Source organism: Sphingomonas sp. BL-S-05 (genome assembly GCF_055521695.1).
The window spans coordinates 135,800-149,778 of record NZ_JBVFVS010000002.1; the positions used below are offsets into that span (position 1 = coordinate 135,800).

Sequence of the window (13,979 nt, forward strand, 5' to 3'; positions counted from 1 at the left end):
GGAGGAAGGGCTTATCTGAATGTCGATCCGGCCTAGTGTCCGATGACATGGTGAGGACCGTTCGTCCCGAGTAGCCATTGAGCTTGTCGAAATGGCGTATCGAAGGACCGCTACCGGTGCTTCGATACGGGTCTTCGACTTCGCTCAGCCCCTACTCAGCACGAACGGTTCTACATATCACCACCACGCGATAACGGGGCGTGCCACGCGCACCGTTGCCATAGCGCCGCCCGCGACCGCGATGCGGGCCGGCGGCGTGACCGCCGGCCCGATGCGTCACGCGAGGGTGCGGACCTTCGGTTCGCGGTCCCAATAGCGCTGCTTGGCGGCGTCGACGAACGCGGCGAGGTCGGTGACCCCTTCATCGGGTTCGACCCCGGCCTTGTCGAGTAGCGGCTTGGCGGCGGCATTATGGCCGATCGCCTTCAGATGGCCGAACGCGTCCATCACCCACTGGATGGCGGCACCTTCCTTGGTCAGCTTCTGCGCTGCCTCGTCCGACAGGATCACAGCACAGGCGTCGACGGTGACCGAGGGCTGACCGAAGAGTTGGGCATCGGCGGCGATGGTCGAACCATCCGACAACGGCACCTTGCCGACCTTCGGTGCGATCGTCATCGCATGGCCGCCGGCGGCCTTCACCGCGTCCTTCAGTGTCTTGAGTTCACCGGCGTCGGTGCCGTCGGCGATCAGGATGCCGACGGTGCGCCCCTCGAGCGTATGCTTCTCAAGCGGCCCGCGAATGATGCGCAGCGCCGGCGACGGGTCCATGTCCTGTACCGGGGCGGCGGTCGGCGACGCTTCGGGCAGGTCCATCGCCAGCCCCTCGGCGACGCGGCTCGCCAAGCCTTCGTCGACGTTGCGCAGATTGGCGAGCATCGCCGTGCGGATATGTTCGAGGCTGACCTTCGACAGTTCGAACACCAGCGCGGAGGCGATATGCGCCTGTTCGGCCGGATCCATCGACCGGAAGAACAGCCGTGCCTGGCTGTAATGATCGGCAAAGCTTTCGGGGCGGATGCGCAGCTTCTGACCCTGTTCCTCGGACGGGAAGGTCTTGTAGCCCTTTTCGGGATCCTCGCGTGCGCCTGCTTCCTCGCCGGCCTTGGCGAGGCTGTTCGGTTCGTAATTGGCGCGGCCCTTGGGCACGGCCATCTGCATATGGCCGTCGCGCTGCTGATTCATGAAGGGGCAGCCCGCCGCCGCGGCGCGGCCCTTGGCGCTGTTGATCGGCAGCTGGTGGAAATTGACCGAACCCAGACGCGACAATTGCGTGTCGGTATAGCTGAACAGACGGCCCTGGAGCAGCGGGTCGTTCGAGAAACCGATGCCGGGGACGACATGGCTCGGCACGAACGCCGCCTGTTCGGTTTCGGCGAAGAAATTGTCCGGATAGCGGTCAAGCACCATCCGCCCGACGATGCGGACCGGCAGCACTTCCTCCGGGATGATCTTGGTCGCGTCGAGCACGTCATAGGGCAGGCTGTTCGCGAACTCCTCGTCGAACAGCTGCACGCCCAGTTCCCATTCCGGGAAATCGCCGCGGTCGATCCGTTCGAACAGGTCGCGGCGCTGGAAATCAGGGTCGGCGCCGGCGATCTTGACCGTTTCGTCCCAGATGGTCGAGGCAAGCCCCGCCTTGGGCTTCCAGTGGAACTTGACGAAGGTCGACTTGCCTTCCTTGTCGATGAAGCGGAAGGTGTGGACGCCGAACCCCTCCATATTCGCGAAGGTGCGCGGCAGCGTCCGGTCCGACATCGCCCACATGATCATATGGGTCGCTTCGGGCATCAGCGAGATGAAGTCCCAGAAGGTGTCATGCGCGGTCGCCGCCTGCGGATAGCCGCGATCGGCCTCCATCTTGGCCGCGTGGATCAGGTCGGGGAACTTGATCGCGTCCTGGATGAAGAAGACGGGAATGTTGTTGCCGACCAGATCCCAATTGCCTTCGCGCGTGTAGAATTTCACCGCGAAGCCGCGCACGTCGCGCGGGGTGTCGACCGATCCCGATCCGCCCGCGACCGTCGAGAAGCGGACGAACACGTCGGTGCGCTGCCCCTTTTTCTGGAACAGGTCGGCGATGGTGATGTCGGACAGGCTGTTGGTGCATTCGAAATAGCCATGCGCCGCGCTGCCCCGGGCATGGACGATGCGTTCGGGAATGCGTTCGTGGTCGAAATGATTCATCTTCTCGCGGAAGACTTCGTCCTCGATCAGCACGGGGCCGCGTGCGCCCGCCTTCAACTGGTTCTGGTTGTCGGAAATCGGGGTTCCGTGGTTGGTGGTCAGCACCGGATGATCGGCATCGGTCGTCTGATGCGTTTCGCCGCCGTTGCCGGGATTGCGCGTCGATAGGTCGGTCATGGCATTCCTCATCGTTCGGAACGCCAACGGATCGCGACCGGGCAAGTTGCGGTAGATCCGGCGCTTTGTTCGAATTCGCCCAAAAGCCCGTCGTGTCGGCGTGGGGTCGGCACGATCGGCGTCGGCGCGTCGACGCGCGTGACGACGGGATGCGCGGCGGCTATGCGGCGGCGATGGCTCGCAAGAAGCGCATCCTGACCGCGACGATGGCCGATGGCTGGGTCAAGACGATCGGCCCGACCAGTGCACCGTTCACCCATTTCTGGCGGATCGTCGCGACGCTGGAAAACGGCAGGACCGAGGTGTTCTGGGGCCATGCCGCGTCGCTGAAGGAAGCCAATGGCAAGCGGATCGCGACGCAGGAAGCTGCCCGGCAACGCGGTTGGCGCGATTATGCGTTCGAGGTCGTGCCGCTGGTCGAGGGATAGGGTTTCGCCGCCGGTGCGATGCCCGGCGGCGGCACCGGTCGGTCAGCGGCCGGCGAGTGCCGCGTCGAGATCGACGCCGGCGGCCTGCCAGTCGGTGCGGGTCTTGCACACCCGCGGTGCGATGCGCGAGCCGGTGCGTTCGACGTGGAAGCAGTAGCGGGCATTGGGTGCCGCCTTGTAGGCGACGGCGGCGGGGCCGGCGGCGAGCGTCACGGTCAGCGGCAGGGCCGACATGCTGGCGGCGACGGGGCTGGGCGCCGGGGCGGCATTGGGTTCGGCGGCCTGCGCGGCGGTGGCTGCGACGAGGCCGAGGACGATCGAAGTGGCGAAACGGATGGCGGTCATGATGCTGTCTCCCTGTGCAATCCGGTGTGTTCCGGGGTTGCCAGCTACTTTGCAGCGACCGTGCCAGTTCTGAAAAACGGCGGAATTACGTGGGTTTTGGGTTTGCGGCAGGGGTGTTTCGTGTGAATTGCCACCAAAGGGCGGTGAAAATTCCCATGCTTTGGGAACGCCTATCCGCTGCGGACCATATCGGCGAATTGCGCGCGGAGAAAATCGAGCTTGGGGTCGATATAGCGGCGGCAAAAGGGGCGGTTCGGGTCGGTCCGGTAGTAATCCTGGTAGCGATCCTCGGATGGTTTGAAGGCGCGAAAGGGCAGGACCAGCGTCGGTGCCGCTTCGCCGCGTTCGGCGGCGACGCGGGCGATGACCGTTTGCGCCACGTCCGCCTGGCCCGCTTCGCAGATATAGACGGCGCTGCGATAGCGGCCGTTCGGCGAATAGCCGCCACCGCCCGAATGGGTGCGCAGATGGATCTCGATCAGCGTGTCGAGCGGGAGGATGGCGGGATCGAAGGTCGCGACCACTCCCTCCGCCCATGCATCCGATGGCGGGTCGGCGCGCAGGAAGCCCTGCTCGACCCGATCGACGCCGCGCAGCGCCTGCACGACGCCCTCGGTACACCAATGGCAGCCCCCGCCGAGACCGATCCGCATCATTCGTGGCGTAGTGCGTCGATCGGGTTCAAAGAGGCGGCGCGGCGGGCGGGGAAATAGCCGAACACGACCCCGATCAGCGCCGACACCCCGAACGCCAGCGCATTGACCTGCGGCACGAACAGGAAGGGGAGGTTGCTGGCGATCGACAGGCCGGCGACGGCGGCCTGCGCGATCAGCAGCCCGATCAGCCCGCCGAGACAGGACAGCGCCACCGCTTCGACCAGGAACTGCATCAGCACTTCGGACGCGACCGCGCCGATGGCGAGGCGGATGCCGATCTCACGGGTGCGTTCGGTCACCGACACCAGCATGATGTTCATGATGCCGATCCCGCCGACCAGCAGGCTGATCGCCGCCACCGCCGACACGATGGTGGTCAACAGCGTCGTGGTGCTGGTGATGGTGGCGGAAATCTGTGCGGTGTCGAAGATGTTGAAGTCGTCTTCCTTCCCGCCCGAGATGTTGCGGCGTTCGCGCAAGAGCTGCGCCAGCGATTGCTGGACCTGCGCGCCGTCATAGGCAGGGTTCACCCCGACCAGCATCAGGCGGATGTCGCGCGTGCCGGTGAAGCGGCGCTGCACCGTCTTGATCGGCATGATGACGACATCGTCCTGATCGCCGCCGAACCCGGCCTGCCCGCGCGTGCTGAGCGTGCCGATCACGTCGCAGCTGACATTGCCGATGCGGAAGCGCGAACCCACCGCCTCGCCGCCGCCGAACAAATTGGTGCGCACGGTATTGCCGATGATGCACACCGCCTTGCCCGCCGCTTCCTCGGCCGGAGTGAAGGTGCGGCCCGACACCAACGGCCATGGCTGGACGGTGAAATAGGCGTTGGTGGTGCCGTTGATCGTCGTCGACCAGTTGGCGCCGTTATAGATGGCGGTGGCGGTCGATTGCGCCTGCGGGGCGACGGCGGTGACGCCCGCGATCTGGTCGCGGATCGCCTCGACATCGGCTTCGTCGAAATCGGGCGGGCGCGGCCCGCCGCCGCCGCGGCCGAAGCCCTGGCCCGGGCGGACCTGCAGGATGTTGCTGCCGAGGCTGGCGATGTTCGACTGCACCGCGCTGGTCGTCGCCTGTCCCAGCGTCGAAATGGTGACGACCGCCGCGACGCCGATGATGATGCCGAGCGTGGTCAGGAACGAACGCAGCTTGTGGCGCAGGATCGATCGGATCGCGAGGAGGAAGGTGGTGCCTAGCATCCGGTTATCCTCTCCGATCCATAACCGTTCGGTTCGAGCAGCGATCGAGCTTGTCGAGAGCGCGTGTCGAGAACGGGGTTCCGCTGGGGTGACCCATGTAGGTTACGTCCGGGGCGGGGCGTTCTCGACGGACGCTTCTCGACAGGCTCGAAGCTGCTCGAACCAAACGGGGTTGTGAGGCGAAGGTTTGTCATTCCACCACCTCCCCCTGCGCATGGTTCGCCTCGATCCGCTCGACCAGCCCGTCCTTGAAATGCACCACCGTCCTGGCGAACGCGGCCATGTCCGGCTCGTGCGTGACCATCAGCACCGTAATCCCGCTGGTCCGGTTGAGGTCGGTCAGCAGATGCATGATCTCGACCGAACGTTCGGAATCGAGATTGCCGGTCGGTTCGTCGGCCAGCAGCACGTCGGGGTTGGTGACGATCGCGCGGGCGATCGCGACGCGTTGCTGCTGGCCGCCCGACAGTTCGGCGGGGGTGTGGTCCCACCATTTGTCCAGCCCGACCTTCTCCAGCGCCGCCATCGACGCGCGCCGCCGATCCGCCTTGGCATCGCCGCGATAGAGCAGCGGCAGTTCGACATTTTCGAGCGCGGTCGTGCGGCTGAGCAGGTTGAACCCCTGAAACACGAAGCCGAGATAGTTGCGGCGGAGCAGCGCGCGCTGGTCGCGGTTCAGCCGTTCGACATGGTGGCCGCGGAACAGGAAGGTGCCGTCGGTCGGCACGTCGAGACAGCCGAGAATGTTCATCGTCGTCGACTTGCCCGACCCCGACGGCCCCATCACCGCCACGAAATCACCCGCCGCTATGTCGAGGTCGACACCCTTCAGCGCCTGAAACTCGGTCGCGCCCTCGCCATAGCTTTTGGTGACGCCGCGCAGGCGGATGAGGGGGGCGTCAGTTGCCACGCGGACCCCCGCCGCCCTTGGGGGCGCCGCCCTTGCTGCTGCTCCTGCCGCTCGGGTCGGCCAGTTGCGCGGTGATCACCTTCATGCCCGCGCGCAAGGCCCCGCCGGTGACCTCGGTCATCGCGCCGTTGCTGTTGCCGGTGGTGATCTGCACGGCCTGCGGCTTGCCGTCGTCGCCGAGGATATAGACGGTCTGTTGCGATCCACGCCCGATCGTCGCCGCCTTGCCCGCGCCGCCGTCGCGCCGCCGGCGGGGCGGGCCGAAGGCGCTCGCCAGACCGCCGCCACCGGCCGAGGCGTCGCTGTCCTGCGGGCGGAAGCGCAGCGCGGCGTCGGGGATCAGCAGCGCGCGCGGCCGTTCCAGCGTCACGATCTCGGCGGTCGCGGTCATGCCGGGGCGCAGCTTCAGGTTCGGATTGGCGACCGACAGCGTCGCGGCATAGGAAACGACCTGCCCGGTCGTGCTCGCCGCGCTGGTCGTGCTGGTCGTCGACGACGATTGCGACGACAGGTTGGAGCCGAGATCGACGCGGGTGATCTTTGCCGGGAAAGTTTCCCCGGGGAAAGCATCGACGGTGAAGTCGGCGCGCTGGCCGTCCTTGACCTGCCCGACATCCGCTTCGTCGATCGCGACCTCCAGCTTCATCTGGCTCAGATCCTCGGCGATGACGAACAATGTCGGGGTGTTGAACGATGCGGCGACGGTCTGGCCGGGTTCGACCTGCCGCGCCAGCACCACGCCGTTGACGGGCGAGCGGATGATCGCGCGATAGCGCTGCGTCTGGCTGGAATTGAGCTGCGCGCGCGCGGCGACGACGTTCGACTGCGCCTGTCGCACGCCGGCCTCGGCACGCTGCACCGCCGCCTGTTGCGTCTGGAGTTCGGTGGCGGAGGGGACGCGCCCACCCGACAGGCGACGGACTTCTTCCAGTCGCTGCAACTGGGCGCGGGCTTCGGACAAGGTCGCCTGTGCGGTCGCGACCTGTGCCTGATTGGCGCTGACCTGCGCCTGCCCCTGCCGGATCGCATCGTCGAGCTGTTCGGGATCGATCAGCGCCAGCGGTTGCCCGGCACGGACGCGGTCGTTGACGTCGGCGACGACCTGCGTGACGAGGCCCGACAGCTGCGATCCGACCTCGACCTGGTTGGTCGGGGCCAGCTTGCCGGTCGCGGAGACGGTGACGGTCAGCGGCGCCTGTTCGATCACCGTCGTCGCATATTTCGGCGCGTCGTCGCCCTTCACGCAGCTACGCACCGCAAGGCCGAGCAGCACCACGCCCAGCGCGATGAGCGCCCATTTCAGCCATTTGCGCCAGCGCGGTTGCGCCTTCACGCGCAGGAACTGATCGAGATCGGGGTCGGTCGGATCGGCCATCAGCGGTCCTTGCTATATACGGCGCGGTCGGGGGTCGGGGCGGTGACGGGATCGGGGATGGCGGCATCGCTCCATCCGCCGCCCATCGCGGTCATCAATTGGACGAGTGCGGTCGCGCGATCGGCCCGCGCCTGCACCAGCCCGTTCTGCGCCGACAGCAGCGACGATTCCGCCTGGTTGAGCGTGGTGAAGTCGGTCAGGCCCGATCGATATTGCAGTCGGGAGAGCAGCGCGAAATTGCGTGCGGCATCGGCGGCGACGGTGAATTCCCGCTCGCGCGCGGTGGCGCTGTCGAGCGAGACGATCGCATTCTCGACATCCTCCAGCGCGGTCAGCACCGTCTGCTTATAGGCGGCGAAGGCGGCATCGGCGGCGGCGCGCTGTCCGCGTACCTGCGCGCGCAGCCGCCCGCCGTCGAAGATGGTCTGCGCGATCGACGCGAACAGCCGGCCGTTGATGATGTCGGTCAGCGCGCCGAACGAGGTCGCATTGGTATCGACCGTCCCGCCGAGGCTGAGCGCGGGATAGAGTTGCGCGGAGGCGACACCGATCTGGGCGACGGCGGCGGCAAGGTTGCGCTCGGCGGCCAGCACGTCGGGGCGCAGCCGCAGCGTGTCGGCGGGAATGCCGGTGCCGATCCGCGCATCGGCGGTCGGGATGGCGGCTTCGCGCGCCATGTCGGTCCGCAGCGCGCCGGGTGCCTGCCCGGTCAGCACGCCCAGACGCGCGACGGCGGCGGCATAGCTCGCCTCGATCTGCGGCAATTGCGCGGCGGTCTGCGCGCGGGCGGTGCGGGCCTGTTCGACGTCGAGCGAGGAGACGAGACCGGCCTGCACCCGGAAACCGGCAATCTCCAGATTATCGTCCTGTAGCGCGATCGACGCGCGGGCATTGGCTAGCTGGGCCTGCGCAAGCCGTGCGGTCAAATAGTTGCGCGCGATCTCCGACTGGACCGACAGCAAAACGGTCGCATAGTCGTAGCGGGTGGCATCGAGCTGCGCGCGGCTCGCGGCGATGCCGCTGCGGACGCCGCCGAACAGGTCGGCGGTATAGCGCGCATCGCCCCCGACCGAGAAACTGTCCGACGCGCCGATATTGCGCTGGACGATGGTGCCGTCGGGCAAGGTCGTGGTGCCGCCGCCGCCGCGCAGCACTTCGAGGCGCGAATAACTCCCCGAAGCGGAGAGTTGCGGAAAGAGCGACGCGCGGCTCTGCACCAGCTGTTCGCGCGCCTGTCGCAGCCGTGCGACGGCCTGCGCCACATCCAGATTGTCGGCGGCGGCACGGTCGACCAGCGCGCCGAGCAACGGATCGTCGAACCGCGCCCACCAGCGTGTCAGGTCCGCGCGCGGCGCCTCGCTTCGCTCCACCGAAAAGGCGGGCGGCACGCCCAGCGCGGCATCGACCGGCGCGCGATAGGCGGGTCCGGTGGTACAGGCACTCGCCAGCAACGCGAGGCCAGGTAAGGCGGTTCGGCGCAACATCGATAAACGATATGCCTGAACCGAATGCTCGTCCAGCACGAAACTGTCGCAGTTTGTCGCGGCGATTGATGGGGTTGCGGCGGCGATTTCTCCCCCGCGCGGGCAATGGGCGGTAGCGCCGAAACGATCCGAAACGGAGCCAACACCGCGCAAATCCCGCAATATGGTAGCCCGACGTTAACGCCGTTGCGCTATGCTGCATCGCAATTGGTGGAAGTGGCGAATGGGCATGGCAGATAGTATCGGCGCACGGGCGCTGCGGTTTCTCGATGCGCAGAAGTTGGATCACAGTCCCGAACATTATGCGTTCGCCTATCGCTATCTGACGGGGGTCGATCGGGAATTTTCCGACGCGGTCGATCGCGAGATCGAGGGTGGGGTGCGATTGCGCGAGGAAGCGGTGCGGGCGTTGATGCCCGGGACCGTGTCGCCGCTTACCGACGGCACGTTCGACCGGCTGACGATCCAGCTGCTCGAACTGCTCACCCGCGTCGCGATGGCGACGGGCGGGCTGAACCAGGACCTGACCCGGACCGCCGCCGAACTGGTATCGGCCGAACCGCAACAGATTCAGCGACTGGTCGTGTTCATGATCGAACGCACCGCCGAAGCCGAAAGCTCGCTGTCCGCCGCGCTGCAACAGGCGCAGGTGCTGCGCGACACGCTGAACGGCGTGCGCGAGGAGATGGGGCGCGATCCGCTGACCGGCCTGCCGGGGTGGGAGGCGATGGCGGAGCGGCTCGACGCCTGCATCCGTGCGATCGGCCATTGTTCGGTGGCGGTCGTCGATATCGACCAGCTCGACGAATTCGTCGCTTTGCATGGCAAGTCGATGGGCGACCGGGTGCTCAAGGCGGCGGCGATGACGCTGAAGGACGCCTGTGCGCCCTATCAGGTCGGGCGCTGGGGCGACGCGTCGTTCCTGACCGTCATCGACGAGCCCGATCTGGCGACCGGCATCGCCCGACTGGAAAGCGCCTGCGCCGAAATGGCGTCGCGCCACCTGAAGGTGCGCGAGACCGACGAGCCGCTGGGGCAGGTCACGCTGTCCGCCGGCGTCGCGAGCAGCCGTGGCCGGCTGCCGCGCGATGTGACCAAGGCGGCGGTGCGCCTGTCGCGCAAGGCGCGCAAGCAGGGCGGCAACCGCGTATTGGCCGAAGCACGACTGATCGAGATCGGCTAAGCTTCGCGCGACCAAGTCGTCGCAAAGTGTCGGCGACCGTCATTACTTGCGAGGTCCATGGCGCCGAACGGCGGGTAGGCGGTGCCGGCCGCCGCCGTGATCCGGTTGCCGGCGGCCGGTGGCCACCCCTTTGGCGGACTCTCCGATCGACCGGTTCCGGGCGATCTTGCAGTGCAGCGAACATCGTCCACAGCACAAAAATCATGTGATATTATAACCCGTTGCGAATCATGGTAAACGAACCGGCAAATCGGGCGGCGCTGCTTGCCGGCAAGCCGGCAAATCGCTGCCGATGGCGGTTGGGCACGCACGACGAGACGGTGCAATCCGTCGACGAATAGCTTCTTGTCATTTCGGTTCCGTTGACTGTGCCAATTTGGCGCGATTCTTGAACGTCTCATCGCCGGACTATCGACGGTACGGGAGGCTTCGCTTAGCGCCACAATAACGGCAACGAAATTCGGGGTCGTGCCGATCGCGCGGTAAGTAACGCGGCCGGCGGTGCCTGTCTGTATCGTTGTAACAAGTATTTCCAAAAGTCCTATTATGGCGCGGTGGAAAGCAGCCCGGCTGTCTTCGGACGGCACGCGGTCGCATGTTTGGCATTAATCTGGATCGAAGCAGTTCGAGCGGGGATTTTGATGACTATTTCTAGCACGGTTTCTAACGGTGAACTGTTCCTGCAGGGGACCTATCTTGGGATAGGGGTCAATGCATGGGGCGGGCTCGGCACGACCAAGAACGCGCCGAAGGGGTATGAAACCGACGCCGATTCCGGCTTTCTGCGGGTCGGCCTCTTCGCCGACCTCGACGGCTTCGGGAAGGGTAAGGAGACGACGCTCGACGACGCGCTGCTGCAGGGCCGCGCGATCGAGGGGTTCAATGTCGGCTACAATATCGGTTCGACCAAGGTTGTGCAGAGCAACCAGCTGCTGACCGGCTATTACCAGGTCAAGGGCACGCTGAGCGACGCGTCGGGCAAGGCCAATGGCGTCGCCAACTGGGCCGGTTCGACCAAGGACGATCTGGCGATCGTACAGACGATCACCCTCGCCGATGACGCGAAATATATCCGCATCGACGTGACGCTGACCAACAAGTCGTCGTCGACGATGAGCGACGTCCGCTATATGCGGACCGCCGATCCCGATCAGTCGGGAATGTTCGCGACGACCAACAAGATCGAAAAGCAGGACGACGACGGCGCGCTGGTGACGGCGATGCTGAAGAAGGACACCCCCTTCTTCCTGTATTCGCAGGATTCGCGCGCCGACGCCTCCTTCTACGGCTTCGTCAACCTCGATCCCTATGCCTCGGCGGCGACGTCGCAGGCGGCGGGCTATAGCAGGACCGTCGATCAGACGCTGAACCTGACCTTCAGCCTCGGCACGCTGAAGGCGGGCCAGTCGACCAAGATCACCATGTATATGGGCGTCACCGACAATCTGAAGGCGACGATCTCGGAGATCGACTCCGGTACCGGCACCACCCCTACGCCGCCCCCGCCGCCGCCGCCCGCCGAAAATCTCGCGCCCATCGTCGGTGCCGACAGCTATTCGGGCAAGGAAGACGGCAAGCTGTCGGGCAACGTCCTGTCGAACGACAAGGATCCCGAGGGCAAGGCGCTGACCGCCAGCTTGGTCGATGGTCCCAATAACGGCACCATCCAGTTCTCGGCCAACGGCTCGTTCGTCTATGTGCCCAAGGCCGGGTGGAGCGGCAGCGACAGCTTCGTCTATGCCGCGTCGGACGGCGTCAACAAGACGAACGGGACGGTGAAGCTGACCGTCGAGGCGGCGCCGATCATCATCGATCCGGTGGTCGACCCCGTGCTCGACCTGCTGCAGAACTATAACATCATCAACGGCAGCGGCAGCGCCAACGAAGTGCTCAAGGGCACGACCGGCTCCGACGCCTTCTATTTCGAAACGGCCGCCACGTCGGGCAATGATCGCATCGTGAACTTCGGTTCGGACGATCTGCTGGTGATCGACAAGAAGCTGTACGACAGCAACAACGACAACTATATCGGCCTCAGCAACAACCGCGTCACCCTCGACGCGACGGGCGATACGGTGCAGATCGAGGGCGTATCGGCGTTGCGTCTGCTCGGCAGCGATGGCGAGGGCAACTTCATCTACCGCGACGACAGCATCCGTCCGCGCGGTGCGAAGGAAGGGACGTTCGGCGACAACGTGTTCTGGGGCGACGCCGCCGACAATTCGAAGAACGTGTTCTTCTTCGACACCCGTCTCGGCGTGGACCTGGGCGACGACACGATCAACCGCTTCGGCAAGCACGACCTGATCGTTACCACGACCAAGCTGTACGACGGCAACAATGACGGCATCATCATGGGCAGCCGGGGCAATATCTCGCTTCCCGACGGTACCGGTACGATCACCATGACCGACGTCGACGGCAATGCGCTGACCAAGGTCGAGTTTGACGGGTCGGTCACCCAGGACGGCGTGACCTATTACGTCTATTCGCTGATCGGATCGAACGCGGGCGTCGGCGGCCTCGTCCTCGCCTGATCCCGTACCCCGGACGATCGAAACGGACGTCGATGCGCTGGCGACAGTGCATCGGCGTCCGTTTCCGTTCGGGCAAGACACAAAGGCGCTGGTCCACGCCCGCTCCGTTCCGCTAGACAGGCGGCAACGATCGGAGGGGTCATGTCGATGAATTTCTGGAGCCGGGCGCTTGCGTCCGCCGCATTGCTCACCGCGCTGCCGGCGGTCCCCGCCGCTTATGCACAGGTCGCCACGCCGCTGGCCCGGCCGGCACCGGGCATCTCCGCCGAACGGCTCGCGCGGCTGTCGGGGCTGCTCAAGGACTATGTCGATCAGGGGCGCATCGCCGGCGCGGTGGTGCAGATCCAGCAGGATGGCCGCACCGTCTATGCCGATGCGGTGGGCTGGCGCGACAAGGAAGCGCGCGATCCGATCCGGCAGGACGCGATCTTCCGCATCGCGTCGCAGACCAAGGCGCTGACCAGCGTTGCGATCCTGATGTTGATGGAGGACGGCAAGCTGTTGCTGTCCGACCCGGTCGGCAAATATCTCCCCGCTTGGGGCAAGACGACGGTTGCGGTCGCCAACGACCAGGGCGGCTATGACGTCGTGCCGGCGAAACGCGCGATCACGATCCGCGACCTGCTGACCCACACCGCCGGCATCTCCTACGGCAACGGTCCGGCCGACAAGGCATGGCGCGATGCCGGCATATATGGCTGGTATTTCGCCGACCGCAACGAACCCATCGCGAACGTCGTCGACCGCATGGCGGCGCTGCCGATGGCCGAGCAGCCGGGTACGAAATTCGTCTATGGCTACAGCACCGATATCCTCGGCGTGCTGGTCGAGAAGATTAGCGGACAAAAGCTCGACGCGTTTCTGAACGAGCGGCTGATCGGCCCGCTGGGGATGCGCGACACGTCCTTCTATCTTCCGCCGGCCAAGGCGGGGCGGCTTGCAACCGTCTATGCCGCCGATCCGGCAGGCGTGCGCCGCAACCCCGATCCGGGCAAATGGGACAGCGGCGGCCATGTCGGCCAGGGCCATTATCTGCGCGGCCCGCGCGTCGCGCTGTCGGGCGGGGCAGGGCTGTTGTCGACGGCAGCGGATTACAGCCGCTTCCTCGAAATGCTCCGGCGTGGCGGCGAACTGGACGGGCGGCGCTATCTGGGGCGCAAGACGGTCGAGCTGATGGTCAGCGACCAACTGGTCGACGTCCCCTATGAACCGGGCAAGGGGTTCGGGCTGGGCTTCAGCCTGCGCACCGATCTGGGCAAGGCGGGCGAGCCGGGATCGGTCGGCGAATTTGGCTGGGGCGGGGCGTATCACAGCACATATTGGGTCGATCCCGCCGAACGGTTGACCGTCGTGTACATGACCCAGTTGCTGCCCGCCGGGGATATCGACGATCATGGCAAGCTGCGCGCGCTGATCTACCAGGCACTTCGATAGCAGTTAACCAAAGATAACGAACGATTTCATACCCTTGCCAAGCCGTCGCCGCCCTCTA

The 13,979-nt window shown here is 65.7% G+C and carries 11 protein-coding genes; 4 read left to right on the forward strand and 7 right to left on the reverse strand.

Features of this window, described 5'->3' with window-relative positions; translation table 11 throughout:
* Positions 1 to 276: 276 nt before the first annotated feature.
* Positions 277 to 2,364, reverse strand: coding sequence for a catalase (locus tag ACZ1JS_RS18080; protein ID WP_465168764.1), 2,088 nt, complete (start codon positions 2,362 to 2,364; stop codon positions 277 to 279).
* 173 nt (positions 2,365 to 2,537) lie between these two features.
* Between ACZ1JS_RS18080 and ACZ1JS_RS18085 the strand changes: the two genes are divergently transcribed.
* On the forward strand, positions 2,538 to 2,792 hold the full coding sequence (locus ACZ1JS_RS18085) for a hypothetical protein (RefSeq protein WP_465168857.1): 255 nt from the start codon (positions 2,538 to 2,540) through the stop codon (positions 2,790 to 2,792).
* 42 nt (positions 2,793 to 2,834) lie between these two features.
* On the opposite strand, the gene ACZ1JS_RS18090 is transcribed toward ACZ1JS_RS18085, so the two are convergent.
* From ACZ1JS_RS18090 to ACZ1JS_RS18115, 6 genes are all read right to left on the reverse strand, one after another.
* The gene (locus ACZ1JS_RS18090) at positions 2,835 to 3,137 is read right to left on the reverse strand and encodes a hypothetical protein (protein WP_465168765.1); all 303 of its coding nucleotides are present in this window, start codon (positions 3,135 to 3,137) and stop codon (positions 2,835 to 2,837) included.
* 170 nt (positions 3,138 to 3,307) lie between these two features.
* Complete coding sequence (locus ACZ1JS_RS18095; RefSeq protein WP_465168766.1) at positions 3,308 to 3,793, reverse strand: peptide-methionine (S)-S-oxide reductase; 486 nt, start codon at positions 3,791 to 3,793, stop codon at positions 3,308 to 3,310.
* Complete coding sequence (locus ACZ1JS_RS18100; RefSeq protein ID WP_465168767.1) at positions 3,790 to 4,998, reverse strand: ABC transporter permease; 1,209 nt, start codon at positions 4,996 to 4,998, stop codon at positions 3,790 to 3,792. The genes ACZ1JS_RS18095 and ACZ1JS_RS18100 overlap by 4 nt, the downstream gene beginning before the upstream one ends.
* A gap of 190 nt (positions 4,999 to 5,188) precedes the next feature.
* A complete protein-coding gene (locus tag ACZ1JS_RS18105; RefSeq protein ID WP_465168768.1) occupies positions 5,189 to 5,908 on the reverse strand; it encodes an ABC transporter ATP-binding protein in 720 nt (239 codons plus the stop codon).
* Positions 5,898 to 7,283: an efflux RND transporter periplasmic adaptor subunit gene (locus ACZ1JS_RS18110; protein WP_465168769.1), complete on the reverse strand. Its 1,386-nt coding sequence runs from the start codon at positions 7,281 to 7,283 to the stop codon at positions 5,898 to 5,900. The genes ACZ1JS_RS18105 and ACZ1JS_RS18110 overlap by 11 nt, the downstream gene beginning before the upstream one ends.
* Entirely contained in the window at positions 7,283 to 8,767 is a 1,485-nt protein-coding gene (locus tag ACZ1JS_RS18115; RefSeq protein WP_465168770.1) for an efflux transporter outer membrane subunit, read from the reverse strand. Before ACZ1JS_RS18115 ends, ACZ1JS_RS18110 begins: the two co-directional genes overlap by 1 nt.
* A gap of 229 nt (positions 8,768 to 8,996) precedes the next feature.
* Here ACZ1JS_RS18115 and ACZ1JS_RS18120 point away from each other — a divergent pair, with 229 nt between their 5' ends.
* From ACZ1JS_RS18120 to ACZ1JS_RS18130, 3 genes are all read left to right on the forward strand, one after another.
* The gene (locus ACZ1JS_RS18120) at positions 8,997 to 9,950 is read left to right on the forward strand and encodes a diguanylate cyclase domain-containing protein (protein ID WP_465168771.1); all 954 of its coding nucleotides are present in this window, start codon (positions 8,997 to 8,999) and stop codon (positions 9,948 to 9,950) included.
* A gap of 641 nt (positions 9,951 to 10,591) precedes the next feature.
* A complete protein-coding gene (locus tag ACZ1JS_RS18125; RefSeq protein WP_465168772.1) occupies positions 10,592 to 12,487 on the forward strand; it encodes an Ig-like domain-containing protein in 1,896 nt (631 codons plus the stop codon).
* A gap of 141 nt (positions 12,488 to 12,628) precedes the next feature.
* Positions 12,629 to 13,921 (forward strand): serine hydrolase domain-containing protein, encoded by a 1,293-nt coding sequence (locus ACZ1JS_RS18130; RefSeq protein ID WP_465168773.1) that lies wholly within the window; start codon positions 12,629 to 12,631, stop codon positions 13,919 to 13,921.
* Positions 13,922 to 13,979: the final 58 nt, after the last annotated feature.